Source organism: Roseovarius sp. SCSIO 43702 (assembly GCF_019599045.1).
Classification (GTDB): domain Bacteria; phylum Pseudomonadota; class Alphaproteobacteria; order Rhodobacterales; family Rhodobacteraceae; genus Roseovarius.
Genome location: NZ_CP080623.1, coordinates 3,145,311 through 3,165,676, shown reverse-complemented (window position 1 = coordinate 3,165,676; position 20,366 = coordinate 3,145,311). Strand labels below are relative to the sequence as shown.

Sequence of the window (20,366 nt, the reverse complement as noted above, 5' to 3'; positions counted from 1 at the left end):
ATTGAGATGCAGGAGGAAGAGATGGGGAAACGTGACAAGAAGCCGGGGAACGCCGCCGCGAAGATCCTGGGCAGCGTGAAGGGGCTGGCGGTGTTCCTGCTGCTCCTTTCGGGCGTCATCAACATACTGGCGCTCACCGGGGCGTTCTACATGCTCCAGATCTATGACCGCGCGCTTGTGAGCGGCAGTATCCCGACGCTGGCCGCGATCTCGGTCCTGGCGATCGGGCTCTACATGTTCCAGGGGGTCTTCGACATCATCCGCTCGCAGGTCCTGGTCCGGGTGGGGGCGCGGCTCGACCGGCGGCTCGCGCCCGTGGCGCACCAGCTGGTGGTGGACATGCCGAGGCTCGGATACTCCACCTCCGAAGCGCTGGAGCGGGGTCGCGACGTGGACACGCTGCGCGGCTTCTTCGGCTCGCAGGGGCCCATCGCGATCTTCGATCTGCCATGGATGCCCGTCTTTCTCGCCTTCGTCTATTTCCTGCACCCGATGCTCGGGGCACTGACCATCGCGGGGGCCTTCGTCCTCGCGTCGCTCGCCATCGTCACGGAATTGCGCACGCGCGGCTGGAGCAGTTCGACCGTGGCGGCCACCATAGAACGCAACGCGATCGCGGATTCGAACGCCCGCAACGCCGAGGTGCTCAAGGCCATGGGCTTTGCCTCGCGGGCGGTGTCGCGCTTTGCCGCCGCGAACGAGCGGCATCTCGAGTTGCAGACCCACACGAGCGACATCTCCGGCACCTACGGGGCGGTGTCACGTGTGCTGCGGATGCTGCTGCAATCCTCGATCCTGGGGCTTGCGGCCTATCTCACGATCATGGGCCAGCTTTCGGCGGGTGCGATCATCGCGGCGACCATCGCGTCGGCGCGGGCCATGGCGCCCATCGACCTTGCCATCGGAAATGCCAAGAACATGGAAGCCGCGCGGACCGCGTGGCGCCGGCTGCGCAACACGGTGGACGTGCTCGACAACAAGCCGACGCCGATGGAACTGCCGCGGCCGAAATCGTCGATCCGGATGGAAAATGTCACGGTCGCGGCCCCCGCGACGGGGCAGGTCCTGCTGAGCGATGTGAGCTTCGAGGCGAAGGCCGGGCAGGCCGTCGGCATCATCGGGCCGAGCGGCGGGGGCAAAACGACGCTCGCCCGCGCCCTCACCGGCATCTGGCCGCCGCTGCGGGGCTCCGTGCGGATCGATTGCGCGGACTTGTCGCAATGGAGTGACGACGCGCTCGGCGCCTATGTCGGCTACATGCCGCAGGATGTCGCGCTGCTTGACGCGACGGTGGACGAGAACATCGCGCGGCTTGCGGATGCGCCCGATCCGGAAAGCATCATCGCGGCGGCCAAGGCGGCCTCGGTGCACGAGATGATCGTGCGGCTGCCGGAGGGCTACAAGACCTATCTCGGCCCGATGGGCACCGCCGTTTCGGGCGGCCAGAGACAGCGCCTTGGCCTTGCCCGCGCGCTTTACGGCGATCCGTTCCTCGTGGTCCTGGACGAGCCGAACGCGCATCTCGACCCCGAGGGCGAGGCCGCGCTGACGCGTGCGATCGAGGGCGTGAAGGCGCGGGGCGGCATCGTGATCCTGATCGCGCACCGTCCCTCGGCGCTTCAGGCCTGTGACATGATCGGCGTCGTTCAGTCGGGCAAGCTCACGGCATATGGACCGCGCGAGGAAATCCTCAACCCGAAACCCGTGGCGAACACGCAGGCGCCGAAACCCGAGGCCAAGCCCGATGCGGCGACGGCCCGGCCTGCACGCCAGGTCGAGAAGAAGGAAAGCCGCGCATGATCGATATCAAGAGCATACGCTCGGGCGACTCCGCGACATCGGACCCGACCGACCCGCTAAGCCTCCGCGAACTGGAGCGAGACGGCACGAAGTTCTTCAGCGGCTGGGCCGTGGGGCTTCTGGGCCTGGGGCTTTACCTGAAATCCTTCCTCTGGGCGGAGCCCAGAACGGTGCTGACCGCCGCGGAGGAGGAGCCCGCGCCGACGGGTGAGGACGAGGCGCCGTCGCCGCCGAAGACCGGCTCCCTGACGCCGAGCCGCACCAAGAGCGAGCCGCACGAGTTCGACCAGGCGGCCGATGAGGCGCCGGAGGCGGAGGGGTCGGACGCGCCCGCGTGGCTTCCGGTCGTGCTGGGCCGGTTCCAGAGCATCTTTGTCGACCCGGTGTCGTTCACGGCGCACGGGGCAGAGGGCGCGGCCAACGCTTTCATGCCGCCCTTCACGACCTTCGATGGGCTCTACGAGGATCCCGCACGTCCCTCATTCTCGGCCGCAGGCGGCGCGAGCGCTGTCCAGGGCTCGGGCGGCAGCGACGACATGGAGGCGGTTTCGGACGAGGAAGAGGACACCGACGACGAGACCGCCGAGGAAGAGCGTGACCGGATGCCGCGCAATACCGGGCCGGTGCAGCTTGGCGATGTCGGGAGCGGTGCGGTCCTCGCGATGTCGATGGCCTACTTCCTGTCGCGGACGGAACACATGGCGAGCGACGAGCCGGCCATCACGATCGACACGTTGACCTCGGGCGAACTGGAGCAGCGCGGCGAGGGGTGGCGCTATGTCGCGGATACGGATTTCCTGGGCGAGGTGCTGATCGAATACACGATCACCGATGGCGCAATCAGCCTGGTGCAATCCGCGATCCTCACGGTCGTCGAGAACCTCTTCGACGGCACCGAATTTGCCGATCTGCTGGTCGGCACGCGCGGACGGGATGCCATCTACGGCCACGAGGGAGATGACAACCTCGCCGGGCTGGGCGGGCGCGACCGGATCTTCGGGGGAGAGGGCGACGACAACATCACGGGCGGCGACGGAAATGACAGCCTGTCGGGCGGCAATGGCGACGACATGATCGCCGGCGGCGACGGTGACGACTGGATCTCTGGGGGTGCGGGACATGACCGGCTCTACGGCGAGGCGGGCGATGACGTGATCCACGGTGACGCGGGGAACGACACGGTCGAGGGCGGCACGGGGAACGATGTCGTGTTCGGGGGAGAGGGCGACGACCTGCTGGAGGGTAACGAGGGCGACGATATCGTCTCGGGCGAGGCGGGCGACGACATGCTCTCGGGCGGCGCGGGCAATGATGTGCTGACCGGCGGCGAGGGCTCGGACAGGGTCGAGGGCGGAGCGGGTGACGACGTGGTCGTGGCCGACGATGACCACGAATCCGATCATTTCGACGGCGGCGAGGGCGAAGATCGTCTCGATTACTCCGGCGCGAGCGAAGCCGTGGATATCGACCTCATCACGCAGATGGTCTCGGGCGACAGCGTTGGCGAGGACAGTTTCGAGAACTTCGAGCACCTCGTCGGCAGCACGGGCGATGACCGCTTCCTGGCCGGTTCGGGCGAGGGCACGCTGACCGGAAACGGCGGTGAGGACCTGTTCAACTTCGTGCAGGGCGATACGGTCGACGTGATCCATTCGATCTTCCGTATCACCGACTTCGATTTCGATGACAGGATCTCCTTCGGATCGGGATCCAGTCACCGCGAGCTCCGCAAGGCGCAGGAGAGCTTCGAGGAGCGGATCGAGGACGATCTCGAGAACTACGCCGAGAATATCGGCGCGAACGAGCCGAGGCTCGAGTATCGCTATGACTGGACCGACACCTATCGCCGGACCGTCATCGAGGTGGATTTCGACCGCGACACGACCATCGATCTCGAGGTGTTCGTCGATGGCGAGCATGTCTTCGTGATCGAGCAGGCGTAAGGAACGAGTAGGGGAGACCGTAACCATGTCCAGACCAGCATCGGCAAAGACCGCACCGAAACGCGGAAAGGCGGTGGACCGGCTTCGGGGCCGCATCATTCTCGGGGCCGTCCTTTTCGTGGGGCTCGTCGGCGGCGTGGGGGCCTGGGCCTTCACCGCGAACCTGACCGGCGCGGTCATCGCGATGGGCACCGTCAAGGTCGATCAGAATCTCAAGCAGGTGCAGCATCGCGACGGGGGAATCGTGGCCAAGATCACGGTGCGCGAGGGTGATACGGTCGAGGCCGGGCAGATGATGTTCCGCCTCGACGATGCGCAGTCCCGTGCCGAACTGTCGATCCTGTCGACGCAGCTCGACGAAGCCGAGGTCAGGCGCGCGAGGCTCGTCGCGGATCGCGACGGGGTCGAGGAGGTCGTCTTTCCCGCGCATCTGATGACGTCCGATCCGAAGCACGGCGAGCTGATCGCCGGGGAGATGCGCCTTCACGCCGGGAACATCGCCAACCGCGCCAACCAGCGCGAGCAGCTCCGTCTCGGGGTCGCGCAGGTCAACGAGGAAATCGCGGCGCTCGTCTCGCAGCGCTCGGCGTTGATGGACGAGCTGGGCCTGGTGGAAGAAACACATGCCCGCCTTCTCACCTTGCTTGAAAAGGGCCTGATCGAGACGCCGCGCGTCGACGAGGCCAAGCGCGAGCTCGTGCAGTTCCGGGGCAAGCTGGGTGAGCTTGACGCCAATATCGCGCGGTCCCGCTCGAGGATCAGCGAGATCGAGATGCGCGTGCTGGCCGTCGACGAGGTGGCGCGCACCGAGGCGCAGCGCGAGCTCGCCGTGGTGGAGACGCGCATCCTCGAGCTGTCGGACCGGATCGCGGCGGTCCAGGACCGCCTTTCGCGCACCGAGATCCGCGCCCCCATCTCTGGCCGTATCAACGAGCTGACCGTCTTCACGGAAGGCGGCGTCATCACGCCCGCCGAAGTTCTCGCGACCATCGTGCCGTCATCGGCTGATCTGCGCGTCGAAGTGCAGCTTCCGACCACGTCGATCGACCAGGTCTATCTCGACCAGGAGGCTCGCGTCCGGTTCTCGGCGTTCAATCACCGCACCACGCCGGAGATCATCGGGCGAATCTCGCATATCTCGCCCGCGACCTCGGTCTCCCCGACCACGGGGGAGGCGTTCTATATCGGACATGTGGCGTTCTCGCCGGAGGAGCTCGAACGGTTGAACGGGCTGGCGCTGATGCCGGGGATGCCGGCCGAGATCTACCTCGCGACGCAGGAACAGACCGCCGCCGCCTATTTCGCACGGCCGCTGATCGACCAGTTCGAGCGCGCCTTCCGCGAGGAATAGATCGCTCAACGGCGCATCGCGACCCGCAAATCCGATGCGCCGTTGGCCTAAATCGCGAGGCGTTGTTCGAGACATCGCCCGCGAAACACGGGCGAAACACTCCTATCACCGACATGACGGTAACTGCCCCTCGCCGCGGGGGGCTGGTATTTCCCGGCCAGATCGCTTTGATCAACGGAGAGAACGGGCGGCGCGACCGGATGAGCGGTGCGCCGTGTGTGCTCGTTGGATCGAATGCGGGAGTGCCGGAATATGGATGAGCCATGGATCGACAGGTTCGCGGGGCTTGCCCGTCTGCCGAAGGACATCCGGGAAGAGCTCGAGGCGGGAAGCCAGATCATCTCGGTCCCGGCCGGAACCCAGATCTTCGCCCCCGGACACGCGGCGGACAAGCTGCTGTTGCTCCTCGATGGCACGGTCAAGGTGCATCAGAACTCCGACACCGGGCGCGAGGTTTTTCTCTATCGCGTCCATGCCGGCGAAAGCTGCGTGCTGACGACGGCGAGCATGCTGGCTTACGAGGATTATTCGGCGGAAGGGACCGCGGAGACGGACGTGACCGCCGTTGCGATCCCGCGGGAGACGTTCGACGCGCTTGTCGCGAAGTCGCCGATCTTTCGGGAGTTCGTTTTTGCCGCCTATTCGCGCCGGATCACCGATCTCTTTACCCTGATCGACGACATCGTCTTTCAGCGGATGGACGTGCGGCTTGCCTCGCGATTGCTGGAACTCGCGGATGAGGACGGTGTCGTGCGCGCCACGCACGCGATGCTGGGCACCGAACTGGGAACGGCGCGCGAGGTCGTGTCGCGCACCTTGTCGGAATTCCAGCGGCGGGGATGGGTCGAGCAATCGCGCGGCGAGGTTCGTCTCGTGGGCAAGGAAGGACTTGCGCGGCTGGTGAAATCTTCGGGTGGACAAGGGTGATACAAGGTCCGAGCGCGGCGTCGCGATGTTTGGTGACGAAGTCACAGACGGTTCACGGAATCTCGTGCGATGGATCGTTCACCGATTCTCGAGAGGAGAGAGACATGAGCAGGAACATGGGAAGTATCGACCGCGGCTTGCGGCTCGTCATCGCGGTTGCGCTGCTGGTCGCGGCGTTCGGAACGACAATGCTCGGCTCCGGCATCCTTTACTGGCTCGCCCTGATCGTCGCGGGCGTGTTCATCCTGACGGCGCTGGTCGGGACTTGCCCGCTTTACCGTATCGCGGGCCTCAAGACCTGTGGGGATTGCTGATGATCGAGACCGTTTTCACGCCGTGGGCATCTCTTGCGGGCGGTGTCCTGATCGGAGTGGCCGCAAGCCTGCTGATGTTGTTTCTCGGGCGCGTCCTGGGTGCGACCGGCATTCTGGCGGGGCTGTTTCAGCCTTCGTCGGGGCAGGATTTCGCCTGGCGCGCGGCGTTGCTGGCCGGGATGGTCACGGGGCCGGCCCTCGTGTGGCTGATCTCGGGCGAGATGCCCGCCGTGGAGGTTCCGGGTTCGACCGCCGCGCTTGTCATCGGGGGGCTGATCGTGGGGGTCGGCGTGACCTACGGGTCGGGCTGCACCTCGGGGCATGGCGTGTGCGGCATGGCCCGGCTCAGCCCACGGTCCATCGTGGCGACGCTCACCTTCATGGTCTGCGCCTTCGCCACCGTCTTCGTCGTTCGACACGTTCTCGGAGGTTGACCCCATGAAACTGATCGCAACCTATCTGATCGGCCTGATCTTCGGGGTGGGCATCTCGATTTCCGGCATGGCGAACCCTGCCAAGGTGCTGAATTTCTTCGATATCGCCGGAAGCTGGGATCCGTCGCTCATCTTCGTGATGGGCGGTGCGTTCGTGACGACCTTCATCGGCTACAGGCTCGTCTTCGGCCGCGCGGCACCGATTTTCGACGGTGGCTTCAAGCTGCCCACGTCACGGGCGATCGACCTGAAGCTCGTCGGTGGCTCTGCCGTGTTCGGCATCGGCTGGGGCATCGCGGGGTTCTGTCCGGGCGGGGCGTTGCCGGCCCTCGGGACTGGCCGGTGGGAGGTCTTTGCCTATACCGCCGCGCTCGTGGCAGGTATATTCCTGGCCCGGTTCGCCCAATCCGTCACGGCGCGCCGCGCCACGGCCGCGAATTGATCCCGATACCGAAGGAGACACGACCATGACCACCTATCCCGTCAACATGGAGATCAAGCCCGAGGTCCAGGCCTTCTTCGACGAGGCGACGAACACGATAAGCTACATCGTCAAGGATCCCTCCTCGGACGCCTGCGCCATCGTCGACAGCGTGATGGACATCGACTATGCGGCAGGCCGGATCACGCATGACCATGCCGACGAACTGATCCGCCAGGTCGAGACGCAGGGCCTGAAGCTGGAGTGGATCATCGAGACCCATGTCCACGCCGATCACCTGAGCGCGGCGCCCTACATCCAGCAGAAGCTGGGCGGCAAGATCGGCATCGGATCGAAGATCATGGTCGTGCAGGACACGTTCGGCAAGATCTTCAACGAAGGCACGGAGTTCCAGCGCGACGGTTCGCAATTCGACCGGCTTTTCGAGGACGGCGACACCTACATGGTGGGCAACATGCCGGCCTTCGCGATCTATACGCCGGGCCATACGCCCGCCTGCATGGTGCATGTGATGGGTGACGCGGCCTTTGTCGGCGACACGCTCTTCATGCCCGATGGGGGCTCGGCGCGGGCGGACTTCCCCGGCGGCGATGCGGGCACGCTCTATGACAGTATCCAGAAGGTCCTGGCACTGCCCGACGAGATGCGGCTTTTCATGTGTCACGATTACGGGCCGAATGGCCGGGATATCGCCTGGGAAACGACCGTGGGCGAGGAGAAGGCGCATAACATCCACGTGGGCGGTGGCCGGACGAAAGAGGAATTCGTCAGGTTCCGGACCGAGCGGGACGCGCAGCTTGCCATGCCACGGCTCATCATCCCCTCGTTGCAGGTGAACATGCGCGCCGGCGAGGTGCCGACCGACAAGGACGGCAGACCGATGCTCAAGGTGCCGATCAACACCCTTTGAGCGATCGACGCGGGTTCCGCTCGCCGCGATCTTCTCAGGCGGGTTCCGCGGCGACCGGCCTGCGGATGATGTTGATCGAGGATAATGACGACGCGTCCTGTTCATGGTGAGATGTACGCCATGAGGCTTCGACCGGCGTGTGGGCCCGCCGGTTCGCAGCCTGACGGCGAAAGGAAAAGGTATGGCGAAAGTCAGCAAGAAATCGGGAGCGAAGACCGACAACGTGACACCGATGCACCCGGTGGCCGAAAAGCCGGCCCAGCGCCGCGCGTCGACGGCCGACACCCGAGGCGCCAACCCCTCCAAGGACCGGATCGCGCCGGAGCTGGGTCTGCGATGTGACCGGGTCACGCCGGACAATTACACCAAGCGGAGCATGGATCACGCGATCAAGGCCTACCTGGCGCGGTTCACGATGGGTCTGACGCCTTTCGGCCTGTCGTCGCTTTTCTTCAACTGGGGCGTGCACCTTGCCGGATCGCCGGGAAAACAGGCGCAGCTTGTCGAGAAGGCGGCGCAGAAGGCCGCGCGCCTCGCGCTCGCGGCCAGCCGTCAGGCCCAGGGACAGGACGCGGAGCCCTGCATCCTGCCGCTGGAACATGACAAGCGGTTCAAGGCCCCGGAATGGCAGAAATGGCCCTACAACCTGTTCTACCAGAATTTCCTGCTGACGCAGCAATGGTGGTACAACGCGACCAATGACGTGGACGGCCTGTCACGCCGAGACGAACAGGCGGTGTCCTTTGCCACGCGCCAGATCCTCGACATGATGTCCCCGTCCAACATGCTGTGGACCAACCCGCAGGTCATCGCGAGGACGATCGAGGAGGGCGGGGCCAACCTCGTTCGCGGCGCGGAGAACATGGCCGAGGACTGGGATCGCGCGATTACCGGGAAGCCGCCGGTCGGCGCCGAGGACTTCCTGCCGGGCCGTGACGTGGCGATGACGCCCGGCAAGGTCGTCTTCCGCTCGCATCTGCTGGAACTGATCCAGTACGCGCCGCAGACCGAGACCGTTACGTCCGAGCCGATCCTTATCGTGCCGGCGTGGATCATGAAATACTACATTCTCGACCTGTCACCGCACAATTCCCTGGTGCGCTACCTGGTCGAGCAGGGCTTCACCGTATTCATGGTTTCCTGGCGCAATCCCGATGCGGACGACCGCGATCTGGGCATGGACGACTATCTCGATGCGGTGGGCGAGGCGCTGGACGTGGTGGGTGGCATCGTGCCGGACACGGGCATTCACGCGGTGGGCTATTGTCTTGGCGGCACGCTCCTCTCGATCAAGGCGGCGCAGATGGCGCGCGATCACGATGACCGGCTGAAATCCATGTCCCTGCTGGCGACGCAGGTCGATTTCGAGGATCCGGGCGAGTTGCAGCTTTTCACCGGGGAAAGCCAGGTATCGTTCCTGGAGCACATGATGTGGGACCAGGGCTATCTCGATACCAAGCAGATGGCGGGTGCGTTCCAGCTACTGCGCTCGAAAGACCTGATCTGGTCGCGCTACGTGCATGACTACCTGATGGGCGAGCGGCAGGAGATGTTCGACCTGATGGCGTGGAACGCCGATGCGACACGGATGCCCTACAGGATGCACAGCGAATACCTGCGCCGTCTGTATCTGGACAACGCGCTGTCGCAGGGCCAATACGAGGTGGACGGAAAGCCTGTCGCGATCACGGATATCTCCGCGCCCGTGTTCTGCGTCTCGACCACCGGCGATCACGTGGCGCCGTGGCAGTCGGTCTACAAGCTGCACCTGCTGTCGGACACGGATATCACCTTCGTGCTGACGTCGGGCGGACATAATGCGGGGATCGTCAGTGAGCCGGGCCATGCGGGCCGGACCTACCAGATCACCGAGACACCCCACGCGGCCAATTACGTGGCGCCCGAGGACTGGCGTGCGCAGACGGAGCTGAAGGAGGGGTCATGGTGGCCCGAATTCGTCAAATGGCTGCGCGCCCAGTCGAAGGGAACCGGAACACCGCCGCCGATGGGTGGGGCCGAGACCCCGGCGGGCGTGTTGGGTGACGCGCCGGGGACCTATGTTTTCCAGCGCTGAGCGCGCCGGCGGGGCAACCTGCCCCCGGTTGGAGAGAGAAACCTATCAGACAGGCGTGGATTGGTGGGGGTTCTCGAAGGTCTCGGTGCCCTTCGCCATGTCGTCCACGGCCTCGATTTCCTGATCGATCAGGGTTTCGGCGCAGCGGGTCATCATCTGGGTGCAATCCCTCGCATCCTCGGCGACCCGCTCCATCGCCCCGACCTGCCAGTCCATCATGATCTTCATCGCGGCAACGGGATTCCGCAGGCCCTCGGTCGACATCCTGACGGCGGTCTCGAGCAATGCGCGACCGGCGTCTTCGCGGCGCTTGAACCAGGCCGACGAGAATTTCTCGGCCTCGTCCCGCAGGTTCTCCTGAATCGGTCCCTGCGCCACGAGGAAACGCATGCCCGGCGGCTGAAAGCCCGGGTTCGCGGTGAAAAGAACCTGTGCGGCGTTGAGCGCATCATCCGCCGCGTGGACGGCGGATTTCTTCTTTGACGTGTCCTTGTTCGACTTGGCCATGGGATGATCCTTTCTCTGGGTCATGGATCATTCATACCATGCTCACCCGCCGCCGCATTAACCGCCATCAATGCTTTCGTGACAGAGTGGGCGAATTGAGCGGCTTGCCGCTTGTCCGATCGCGTCGGGGCAGCGGGGCGCCGCGAGGCTTTCGGAGGTTCGGAGATCGCGGTACCGGAGGAACTTTTCGCAGGTCGTTAACAAGGGTCAACACGATCGCGCCGGGGATGACCTAATGATTGGCGCATGTTCGATGCGGGAGTTTTGGGTATGCTGGTCAACCGTATCATGCGCAAGCCGGTGACGGTCATCACGCCTGACACGCCGGTGCAGGCCGCGGCCGCGTTGATGGCGAAGCTCGAGGTGGGGGCGTTGCCGATATGCGAGAACGGCCGGCTGGTCGGGATCGTCACGGATCGCGATATCGTGGTGCGCTGGGCGATGAAGGTCGTGTGCGATCGCCCCGTTTCAGAAATCATGACACCCCGCGTGGCGACCTGCCTGGCCGATCAGACGGTCGAGCAGGCGGCGTATCTCATGTCGGATCTGCAGGTCAGGCGGCTGGTGGTTCTGAACGGGGAGGAGGAGGTCGTCGGGATGCTGACCGTCGGTGACATCGCCAATGACGTGAGCGAGGAACTTGCGGGTCAGACGCTGGGCGAGATCGTCGAGGCGCGGTAGCGCTATGGCGTGCGCCGCGCGAGGATCTCGTTCCGGAAGGTGTCGAGGTCGATGCCCGACAGTTCGCACAATGCGTCGAGGTCGCAAAGGGAGATCTCGTGTGGCGCGGGGTAGGCGATGATCCCGTCGCGTTCGAGCCGTCGCAGCGTGCGGCAGACATGCACGTTGCTGAGGCCCGTGAACTCGCCCAGCTTGTGCTGCGTCATGGGAAAGTCGAAGGTGTTGCCCCTGGTCAATCCGATCACCTCGAGACGGATGTAGAATTCGAGCAGGGCGTAGGCCACGCGGTTTGAAGCGTTGCCGCGCCCCATGCGCAGCAGGAGCTCGGACGTGCGGGACTGTGTCCTGACGACCTCGGCGGCCATCAATTCGCGAAGCCTCGCCATGTCGGGTTCCGGCCCGTTGGCGTGGACGGCGCGGATGTTGATGTACCGCACGTCGCTCAGCGCCTCGACCGAGCAGGCGGCGACGGGTGCGTTGGCGGCGCCGATCAGGGCGAAATCGCCGGGCAACATGACGTCGATGATCTGAACGCCGCCGTCGGGCAGCATCTTGGAAAAGGCGATCCAGCCCTCCAGCAGGAGCATGGAATGGTCGGCGAAATCATCCTCCTGGATGAGGGTCTTGCCCTTGGGGGCGGTGTCGATGCGGGGCTTCGGCTGCACACGCAGAAAGGTGCCGATCAGCGTCGGATCGCGCCGTCCGTCGGGAACGTGCAACAGGTTCTCATGGGCTTCTATAGCCATGGTCCTCCCAACGTTGGGCCTTTGTCCCGCTCTCTCGTGAGGCGAGACAAATTCTGCCAACGATCTACCCTAGCAGGCAGGGGTTTCCTTGACCAGCGGTTGCGCCGCGCGGCAAAGGGTATCAGGCGTCTAGACCGTGTCGATCATCATCGGGCCGGCGAGGATGAGGGCCACGAGGTCGATCTGTCGGTTCGTGCCCGTCTTCTCGAAGAGGTTGCGCATGTGAAAGGCGATGGTGGTCTGCGACACGCCGAGTTCCTCGGCGATGGTCGCCGGGCGAGCCCCGGCCGCGAGGGCTGCGGCGACGCGGGTTTCGGTCGGCGTGAGGCCGAAGAGGTCCATCAGGAGCGGCTCCGATACCCTGCGTTCTCGCGCGGGCGGGGACAGGAAGACCGCGACCCGGTGCTCTGCGGAGGGATAGGCCGGATCGTGCGGAAGGGCGCAGACCAGCGCGGACACCGTGCGCGCGTCGTCGGCGTTTTCGAGCACCGTGCCGATCACCCGGTCCGCGCCGGTCTGCGCGGCCTCGCGGGCATCCTCCATCGCCTGCCGCAGTCCGTGATCGCAAGCGGTCTCGGCAGCACCTATCCTGCCGCCGTGCAGGGTAATGAAATCGCCTGCCCCGGCCATTGCGCGCGCGGCGCGGTTGGCGTGGAGCACGCGGCCGCGCCCGTCAAGCAGGACGATCCCGAGCGCCACGAGGTCGAGCGCGCGTTCGGCGCCGCCCCCCGAGAGACCCGACAGCGCGTCGCGCAGGCGCGCGACCTCGCCGCCGTGGCTTTGGCGGATGCGGGCGACCTGGCGCAGCCGCGCCGCGATGGTCGCCAGCATGAGGTCGTAATCGACGGGTTTCACGAGGTAGTCGTCGGCGCCCATCAGCTTGCCCTCGACGACGTCGCGCGGATCGGAAAGCGCGGTGAGGAACACGAAGGGCACCTCGGCCAGGTCGGGGTGTCTTTCGCGCAGGGTCGCGAGCAGACCGTAGCCGTCGAGACCCGGCATGGTGATATCGCATAGCACGAGATCGGGCGCCACGTCTGCCAGCAGCGCCAGTGCCGCGTGCCCGTCGGGGGCGGCCGCGGTGCGATAGCCGGCCTCCTGCAACTCCTCGACGATATCGCCGCGCAGGGCGGCTTCGTCCTCGACCACGAGGATGAGCGGGGGCGGGGCCTTGCTCATGCCGCGTCGCCCTCTGGACGCGGCAATGACAGCCGGAAGGTGGTGCCATTGCCGCCCGGCAGGAGCGCGACCTCGCCGCCCTGCATGCGCGCCAGGGTGCGCGCGATGAAAAGGCCGACGCCGGTGCCGGGTTTGCCGGTGCTGTTGGCGCCGCGGAAATTGCGCTCGAAGATGCGCTCGCGCTCGGTCTCGTCGATGTCCGTTCCGGTGTTGCGCACGTCGCAGGTGACATGCTCGCCATCGCCGTCGAGGCACACCGACACCTCCGAGCCCGGCGCGGCGTAGGTCACGGCGTTGGAAATCAGGTTCTTCAGCACCTGCTCGGCATGGGCGGGATCGCAGATCGCCACCGCGTCACCCTGCGTGCAGACGCGGATCCGGGCAGCGGGAGAGGCCGCGTGCTGTTGATCGCAGACCGAATGCAGCAGCGCGAGGAGGTCGCAGCGTTCCCGCCGGGCGCTCATCTGGCCGACGTCGATGCGGGCGGCGTCGAGCGTGCTGTCGACGAGCCGGGTCAGACCGGCGATGGCACCGCGTGCACGGGTGGCGCGGTCGGCCACCTCGTCGGGGTCCGCCCGGTCGCCGCGCCGTATCAGCCGTTGCAGCGCCGAGTCGGCGATCGCCAGCGGTGTGCGGAACTGGTGCGACATCATGGTCGCGAAATTGCGGTAGAGATCGGCGGCCGAGCGTTCCCGTCGCAGGGCGTCATTGAGCTCGCGCGTGCGCTCGGCCACGAGGTATTCCAGCCGCTCGCGCGTCTCGGCGTTCCTGCGCGCGGCGGCATGACGGTCGCTGGCGTCCTGAAGGAACACGATCGCACCGACGATCCCCGTTTCGCTGCGCATCGGGAAGATCCGCAGATCGACGTGAAGCGGCGTGTCTTCACCGTCGCGGAAGAGAGGCTGAAGCCGGTGTTGCGTGCTTTCGCCGGCGAGCGCGCGCGCCAGGGCCTCGCGGACCAGTGCGACATCGAAGAACCCGGCCACCTCGGTGAGCGGACGGCCCACCGCCTGTTCGGCGGGTCGGCCCACGAGCCCGGTCATCGCCTCGTTCCACAGCGTGCAGCGCCCGGCGCGATTCAGCGCCGCGATGCCTTCGCCGCTTGACGCGATCAGCAGTTCCGAGAAATTCCGCGCCTGCCGGAGCATCCGGTTGCGCTGACGCGACTTGCGCAAAGCGATGACGAGCGCGATGGTCAGCACGGCACCCGCCGCCATGATCCCGATCAGGGCGATGATCGTCTTTCGCATCTGGTCGCGGTAGGTTTCCAGCCGCCCGCCGAGTTTGTCCCACTCGGCGATCATCGCCTCGTTCGCGGCCCTCGCGAAGAAGGAGGGGAAGGAGGCCAGGGCAGCTCGCAACTCGGCCGGTGGCGTCGAAGCCGGGTCGATCCCCTCGAGCCGCCCTGTCAAGCGGTCAAGCTCGTCGGCCACCCCGATGTCTTCGACGAAGCGGCGTTGCGGACCCGCGTTGAGAAGCGCGATGCGGCTCAGCAGGATGTCGAAGCGCAGCGCGAGGTCCTCGGCATCCGCCTCGCCCAATTCGGCCAGAAGCGCGGTTTCGGTCAGGCGCCTCGCCGCCGCCTCGCTCTGGTGCATGACCCAGAGCATGTTCTGTTCGGCCTCGACGCGCATGTCGGCCTCGAGCCGGGTCATGCGGACGAGTGACGACGTCAGCAGCACCGCGAAGGCGGCCACGGCGAAGAGCGGCAAGGCCAGCCAGAGCGCGGAGCCGCCGGTGCGCGTCATTGCACGTCGAGCCCGGATAGTTGCCAGACCCAGCGGTAATCGTAGCGGATATCCTGAAGCTCGGCGTGGTCGTCTCGGGGATAGACGATCCAGAGCGGCCCCTTGTCCGCCCGGTCCAGCGGTTCGTCGTCCATGGCGTGGGCCACCACCACGTCGTAATCACGGAAATCCGAGACGGGTATATCGACCGCGTAGTCATTGAGGGCCGTGGCCGTGACCTGATCGCCATCCGCCTCGACCATGTCCAGCAGATCGCGCATCAGGACCCCCGTGAACCGGTGCGTGCCGTCCGTGACGACCGTCGACGTCTCGAGCGTGACCTGGGGAAGGGCGCGTAGGGTGTCCATGTCGAGTTCGACGGCACCTCCGGCCACGTTGCCGGTGATGCGCAGAACCGGCGCGGTCTCCTGCGCACCGACCGGCGCGGCCAGAAAAACCATCGCCAAGCCTATCGCTACTGGGTTCTGCATGTCGATCTCCAGCCTCTGCCCCTGTTCTCGCACCGCGAGGTTAACCGGTAAACTGCCTAGCCTTCAAATAACCACGCCGCCCCCTGCAAACGAACGGGGCGCGGCCGCCCCGATCCTGTCATTCTTCTGATCGGGATACGGAATCAGGGAAGATGATGCGGGTGAATGGACCGGCCGGGGCCCCGAGGGTCGGAATGCTGGCCTGTGTCTCGGGTCTGATCCTTCTGTCCTCGTGCGGCACGCCGGAATACCGCGCCGAGCGCACGCAATGCGAGGCAGAGTGGATGCTGAAGATCCCGCCCGTGCACCGGCAGGAGCCGGTAACGAAATATCGCAGCGAACGGCGTCCGACAGGGGAGGTGAATTGCGAGATGGTCGGTACGAGCACCATCTGCCAGCCGGTAACGGAGACGGTCTCGGTGCCTTACACGGCGATCGAGACGGTGGATATCCGCAAGACGCAGCGCGATGCGCAGATCAAGGCCTGCGCCGCGAGGGCCTGTGCGGCCAAGTACGGGAACAGCCAATGCGAGATTTGATGCGCCGCAAGTGACGACAGTCCACGGCACAGCGGGTTTTCAGGGAGCAATTTTTCAATGTGGGATTTCAACATAGGCGGTGCGCTGGGGATGATGGGACGGACCTTTCCGTTCATCCTCATGCGCATCGCCGTTTATTTCGGCATCACGCTGGGCTACATCCTGGCGACCGGCACGGGGGCCGGGATCGGCTGGGGCATCGGCGGCTTCGGGGACGAGGAATTCCGCGCCGGGTCGACCATGTGGGGCGGTTTCGCGGGTTTCGGGATCTTCGGCGCGATCATGTACTGGGCGCGCGAATACGTCCTCTACATCGTCAAGGCGGGACACATTGCCGTGCTGGTCGAATTGATCGACGGCCAGCCGCTTCCCGAGGGGCGCGGCCAGATCGGCCACGCGACCTCGGTGGTCAAGGCGCGGTTCCCGCAAGCCAGCGTGCTTTTCCTGCTGGATCGGCTGATCCTGGGCGTGATCCGCGCCATTTCGGGCCTTGCGCGCGGCATCCTCACCGTCCTGCCCGTGCCGGGTGCGCAGCAACTGGCCGCGATCCTGTCGGCCTTCCTTCGGGTCGCGGTGGGGTTCGTCGACGAGGTGATCCTTGCCCATGCCATTCGCAGCCGGTCCGACAACGCGTGGGAGTCGGCGCGCGAGGCGCTGGTGCTCTACGGGCAGAACTGGAAGGTCATGCTCAGGAACGCGGCGTGGCTTGCGCTCATCGTCTACGGCCTGGGTTTCCTCGTGTTCCTGGTCATGCTCGCCCCCGCCGCGCTGGTGGTCTACCTGATGCCGGGGGCATGGGCCGCGGGGGGTGTCGTCTTCGCGCTGCTCTTCGCCTGGAGCGTGAAGGCCGCGCTGCTGGAACCCTTCGCCATCGCCTGCATGATTCAGGTCTTCTTCCGCACCACCGAGGGTCAGCAGCCCAATCCCGAATGGGACGCGCGGCTCGAACAGATGTCGGGCAAGTTCCGCGAGTTGAAGGAACGCGCGCTGGGGGCCGCGCCGGGACCGGCCACCGCCAGCCCCGCGGCGCACCCGGCGTGATCGGGAGCTTCCCCGACGCCCTGTCATGGAGGTAGGATGATGCGAAACGTGCTGATCGGGGTCGTCGCGGCCTTGGCCGTGACGTTGGGGGCCACAGTAGTGCGGGCCGAGATCGACGGCCACGGCCCGGATGCCTGGCGCGTGACGGGTGTGGCCAGCGACGACATGCTGAACATGCGGATGGGTCCGGGAACGCAATATCTCGTGATCGACAGGCTCGCGCCCGATGCGCGGGGCCTGAAACAGATCACTTGTGTGCCGCTTCTGATCCCGTCGATCTATCACCGCTTGACCGAGGCACAGCGCGCGAACCTTCCGCAGCGCTGGTGCCTGATGCAGACCGCCGATTTCGCCAAGGCCGGCTGGGTCGCGCAGCGCTTCATCATGGAGGATACCGGCGGGACGGGCGTGCAGCCCGGGGGAGGTTCGGCCGTTGTGCCGGAGGCGCGGTCGATCGGCGATCCGCAGATCGACGGGGCGGCGCGGCTGGTGCGCGACCTCTACGTGGCCGAGGCGGCCTCGACAGGCCGGGCGGATTATCCGTTCACGCGCGCAAACGCGGCGAGATATTTCTTTGTCGGCATGACGCCCGAGTTGGCCGGGCACGGTGCCGACCTGCTTTATGACGCGCAGGATTTCCAAGGCCGGATCATCCGCATCGCCCCCGACCCCGACCAGCCGATGTTGCGCGGCATGATCACGGTCAACGTCGATTTCACCAATTTCGGCAGGCCCGATCGCGCAGTCTTTCGCCTGCGCCCCGACCCGCAACAGCCGAGCGCGCCGGTCCGCATCTTTCGCATCGAGCACGACCAATGGAGTTTTCCACAGTGAGGCGTTTGGAACGCGGCGGCGGTCTGACGCAGCATTTGCGGGAACCGGCGGTTTCGTGAAACCCTGACAGGGAAGCGATGAGCGGCGGCCACGAGTAGCCTTTGCTAAAGCTGATCGCCGCAGCGCTGATTGTCATGGCGGGTGCCATGATGGTTGACCCGCCATCAGCGCAGGACGCCACCGCGCCCCAATGGCAGTAAAACCCCGACATGCTCTCGTCGGGCCGCGTTCTTTGACGGGGAGCAGAAGCGCGGAATGATCGACCGCCGGCCACGAGCCCGGAGGCAGGCAAGGAGCTTCCCGGAGCGGGCGGCGCCGGGGGAAACTCCGCGGCCCATGTTAACCGAGATCAATGCGCTCGGTCCCATAACCGGCAACGCTGGGAACACTGTGGGTTCGATCGGGCGTCGGGGTGCATTCAAAAAACCAATCGAAAATCTCGGCCTCCTTCGGGGATGACGTTGGTGAGGCGGCTCATTCTCGCGTCCAACTGACTGGTTCAACCAGGCCTTTCTCTCTGATCTCCGAAAATCGTGACCATTGACGGGACGTATCGTACCACCATGCAAGACATTTCGATCCCCATAGATCTTCTTCACTGGCTGGCTGCGGCGGCGCCCATCATCGTGCTGGCGTTCCTGTTGGTGCAATTGCGCTGGACGGCGCAGCAGGCCGGTACGACGGGCATGTTCGTGGCGGCAGCGGTCGCCTTGGTGCTGTTCCGCACGCCGGTCGACACGCTGGCGGCCGCGGGCGCCAAGGGGGTGTGGGATTCGGCGCCGATCCTGTTCGTCATCTGGACGGCCTTGCTGCTCTATCACGTGATGAACAAGGCCGGCGGGTACGAGGCGCTGCGCCAGGGCATCGTCAGTTTCAGCCGCAACGAGCTGTTCATCGTGGTGGCGCTCGGCTGGGTGTTCACGTCCTTCCTGCAAGGTATCGACGGTTTCGGCACGCCCATCGTGGTGGTGGCGCCGCTGCTTGTGGCGATAGGTATGCGCCCCGTCTATGCCGTGGCGATTCCGATCATCGCGCATATCTGGGCCAAGTACTACGGGACGCTGGGCCTCGGCTGGATCGCCACGGTGCAGGTGGTGGACCTCGATCCGCTCACGGCGGCGGCCACCGGCACGCAATCTGCATGGCTCATGGTGATCCAGGTGCTGATGGGTGGATTTACCATTGTATGGATGTATGGCCGCTGGGCGGCGGTGCGTCATGGCTGGCCGCTGATCCTGATCATTTCGGCGATCCAGGGGCTGGGGCAGGTGCTGGTCGTGCAGTTCGAGCCGGTTCTGGCCACCTTCATCCTGGCGGCAGCGGCGATGCTGGCGCTTTATCCGCTGTCACGCTGGCGCCGCTATGCAGAGCCGTTCACGGATATGCCCGAACGTCCCGCGATGCGCGGCGAGATGACCGGCGACATCGCCGAGAAAACGGCGCCGATGGGTCTGGCCCTGTCCTTCATGCCGTATGGCGTGTTGACCGTGATCGCCCTTGGCTCGTCACTGATCGGGCGGGTGTCGGAGGCGTTGGGCAGTCTCACCATCGGTTTGCCGTTCCCCGAAGTCTCGACTGGCTACGGCATCGCCAATTCAGCCGTGGCATCCTATTCGCCGATGGCGCCCCTGCTGAACCCCGGTACCAGCCTGCTGATCACGGCGGCGCTGACATGGGTCATCTTCAACCTGCATGGCTATTACAAGACGTGGAACGCGAGCCATCCCGATGGTCAGCCCGGCCTTGTGCCGAGCCTGCTTGCCAGCGCGATCCCCGCATCGGTGCCGATCGTCGCATTCCTGGTCATGGCCCGGATCATGGACCACTCGGGCCAGAACGAAGCGCTGGCCTATGGCATATCGGCGATCGCGCCGGCCTATGTCTATGCGTTCATGGCCAACGGGATCGGCGTGATCGGCGCGTTCGCCACGTCGAGCTCGACGTTCTCGACCACCATGTTCTCCGACCTGCAAGTGACGATGGCGAAACTGAAGGGGCTGCCGGTCTCGACCATCCTCGCCGCGCAGAACGCCGGCAGCTGCATCGGAAACGCCATCGGCCCCGCCAACGTGGTGCTGGGCGCCAGCACCGCCGGGATCAGCGGGCGCGAGGGCGACATCCTGCGCAAGACGCTGCCATGGACGCTGGCCGCATTCGTGCTGACCGGGGCCGCGACCGTCCTGATCGTCATGTTCGGCGCATAGGAGGAGAGTGCCATGACCGCCTTGTTCAGGAACCGCCTCGCCTATCTGAGCCTGTCGTTCGTCCTGCTGATCGCCGCCTTTCCGCTGGTCAGCCTCGGCATGACCGCCGGTCCCAACGTGCTCTGGTGGCTTGGCCTGCTTTCGCTTTGCTGCGGGGGGCTCATCCCTCCGCTTCAGCGGCTCATTCTCGGGCCCCCGAATACCGACACCGCCGCGTCCTGA

The 20,366-nt window shown here is 65.6% G+C and carries 20 protein-coding genes; 15 read left to right on the top strand and 5 right to left on the bottom strand.

The genetic code is table 11. The features are described 5' to 3' along the window. The first annotated feature begins 21 nt into the window (after positions 1 to 21). From K1T73_RS15605 to K1T73_RS15565, 9 genes are all read left to right on the top strand, one after another. A complete protein-coding gene (locus K1T73_RS15605) occupies positions 22 to 1,800 on the top strand; it encodes a type I secretion system permease/ATPase (RefSeq protein ID WP_220601587.1) in 1,779 nt (592 codons plus the stop codon). After that, positions 1,797 to 3,743, top strand: coding sequence for a calcium-binding protein (locus K1T73_RS15600; protein ID WP_220601586.1), 1,947 nt, complete (start codon positions 1,797 to 1,799; stop codon positions 3,741 to 3,743). The genes K1T73_RS15605 and K1T73_RS15600 overlap by 4 nt, the downstream gene beginning before the upstream one ends. A gap of 25 nt (positions 3,744 to 3,768) precedes the next feature. Next, the gene (locus K1T73_RS15595) at positions 3,769 to 5,094 is read left to right on the top strand and encodes an HlyD family type I secretion periplasmic adaptor subunit (protein ID WP_220601585.1); all 1,326 of its coding nucleotides are present in this window, start codon (positions 3,769 to 3,771) and stop codon (positions 5,092 to 5,094) included. A 252-nt stretch (positions 5,095 to 5,346) separates the two neighbouring features. After that, positions 5,347 to 6,021, top strand: a complete 675-nt coding sequence (locus K1T73_RS15590; RefSeq protein ID WP_220601584.1) for a Crp/Fnr family transcriptional regulator — start codon at positions 5,347 to 5,349, stop codon at positions 6,019 to 6,021. A gap of 104 nt (positions 6,022 to 6,125) precedes the next feature. Further along, positions 6,126 to 6,335, top strand: a complete 210-nt coding sequence (locus tag K1T73_RS15585) for a DUF2892 domain-containing protein (protein WP_220601583.1) — start codon at positions 6,126 to 6,128, stop codon at positions 6,333 to 6,335. After that, positions 6,335 to 6,769 (top strand): YeeE/YedE family protein, encoded by a 435-nt coding sequence (locus K1T73_RS15580; protein WP_220601582.1) that lies wholly within the window; start codon positions 6,335 to 6,337, stop codon positions 6,767 to 6,769. Before K1T73_RS15585 ends, K1T73_RS15580 begins: the two co-directional genes overlap by 1 nt. 4 nt (positions 6,770 to 6,773) lie before the next feature. Continuing rightward, positions 6,774 to 7,211 carry a DUF6691 family protein gene (locus tag K1T73_RS15575; RefSeq protein ID WP_220601581.1) on the top strand — a complete coding sequence of 146 codons (438 nt, stop codon included), beginning with the start codon at positions 6,774 to 6,776 and terminating at the stop codon, positions 7,209 to 7,211. Positions 7,212 to 7,236: 25 nt separating this feature from the next. Then, positions 7,237 to 8,121 (top strand): MBL fold metallo-hydrolase, encoded by an 885-nt coding sequence (locus tag K1T73_RS15570; RefSeq protein WP_220601580.1) that lies wholly within the window; start codon positions 7,237 to 7,239, stop codon positions 8,119 to 8,121. Between the two features lie 181 nt (positions 8,122 to 8,302). Continuing rightward, positions 8,303 to 10,195, top strand: coding sequence for an alpha/beta hydrolase (locus tag K1T73_RS15565; protein WP_259400303.1), 1,893 nt, complete (start codon positions 8,303 to 8,305; stop codon positions 10,193 to 10,195). Positions 10,196 to 10,240: 45 nt separating this feature from the next. Here K1T73_RS15565 and K1T73_RS15560 read toward each other — a convergent pair whose 3' ends face one another. Continuing rightward, positions 10,241 to 10,726, bottom strand: coding sequence for a hypothetical protein (locus K1T73_RS15560; RefSeq protein ID WP_220601579.1), 486 nt, complete (start codon positions 10,724 to 10,726; stop codon positions 10,241 to 10,243). A gap of 222 nt (positions 10,727 to 10,948) precedes the next feature. Here K1T73_RS15560 and K1T73_RS15555 point away from each other — a divergent pair, with 222 nt between their 5' ends. Beyond that, a complete protein-coding gene (locus K1T73_RS15555) occupies positions 10,949 to 11,383 on the top strand; it encodes a CBS domain-containing protein (RefSeq protein WP_259400302.1) in 435 nt (144 codons plus the stop codon). A 2-nt stretch (positions 11,384 to 11,385) separates the two neighbouring features. On the opposite strand, the gene K1T73_RS15550 is transcribed toward K1T73_RS15555, so the two are convergent. The 4 genes from K1T73_RS15550 to K1T73_RS15535 form a co-directional block, all read right to left on the bottom strand. Further along, a complete protein-coding gene (locus K1T73_RS15550; RefSeq protein ID WP_220601578.1) occupies positions 11,386 to 12,129 on the bottom strand; it encodes a Crp/Fnr family transcriptional regulator in 744 nt (247 codons plus the stop codon). A 129-nt stretch (positions 12,130 to 12,258) separates the two neighbouring features. Beyond that, a complete protein-coding gene (locus K1T73_RS15545; protein ID WP_220601577.1) occupies positions 12,259 to 13,308 on the bottom strand; it encodes a response regulator in 1,050 nt (349 codons plus the stop codon). After that, on the bottom strand, positions 13,305 to 15,056 hold the full coding sequence (locus K1T73_RS15540; protein WP_220601576.1) for a PAS domain-containing sensor histidine kinase: 1,752 nt from the start codon (positions 15,054 to 15,056) through the stop codon (positions 13,305 to 13,307). Before K1T73_RS15540 ends, K1T73_RS15545 begins: the two co-directional genes overlap by 4 nt. After that, complete coding sequence (locus K1T73_RS15535; protein WP_220601575.1) at positions 15,053 to 15,526, bottom strand: molybdopterin-dependent oxidoreductase; 474 nt, start codon at positions 15,524 to 15,526, stop codon at positions 15,053 to 15,055. The genes K1T73_RS15540 and K1T73_RS15535 overlap by 4 nt, the downstream gene beginning before the upstream one ends. Positions 15,527 to 15,678: 152 nt before the next feature. Between K1T73_RS15535 and K1T73_RS15530 the strand changes: the two genes are divergently transcribed. The 5 genes from K1T73_RS15530 to K1T73_RS15510 all read left to right on the top strand — a co-directional run bounded on the left by K1T73_RS15530 (position 15,679) and on the right by K1T73_RS15510 (position 20,366). Further along, positions 15,679 to 16,065, top strand: coding sequence for a hypothetical protein (locus tag K1T73_RS15530; RefSeq protein WP_220601574.1), 387 nt, complete (start codon positions 15,679 to 15,681; stop codon positions 16,063 to 16,065). 57 nt (positions 16,066 to 16,122) lie between these two features. Further along, complete coding sequence (locus K1T73_RS15525; protein WP_220601573.1) at positions 16,123 to 17,106, top strand: hypothetical protein; 984 nt, start codon at positions 16,123 to 16,125, stop codon at positions 17,104 to 17,106. 36 nt (positions 17,107 to 17,142) lie between these two features. Beyond that, entirely contained in the window at positions 17,143 to 17,940 is a 798-nt protein-coding gene (locus K1T73_RS15520) for a hypothetical protein (protein ID WP_220601572.1), read from the top strand. Positions 17,941 to 18,503: 563 nt separating this feature from the next. Next, complete coding sequence (locus tag K1T73_RS15515; protein WP_220601571.1) at positions 18,504 to 20,144, top strand: L-lactate permease; 1,641 nt, start codon at positions 18,504 to 18,506, stop codon at positions 20,142 to 20,144. Between the two features lie 12 nt (positions 20,145 to 20,156). Further along, positions 20,157 to 20,366, top strand: a complete 210-nt coding sequence (locus K1T73_RS15510; protein WP_220601570.1) for a hypothetical protein — start codon at positions 20,157 to 20,159, stop codon at positions 20,364 to 20,366.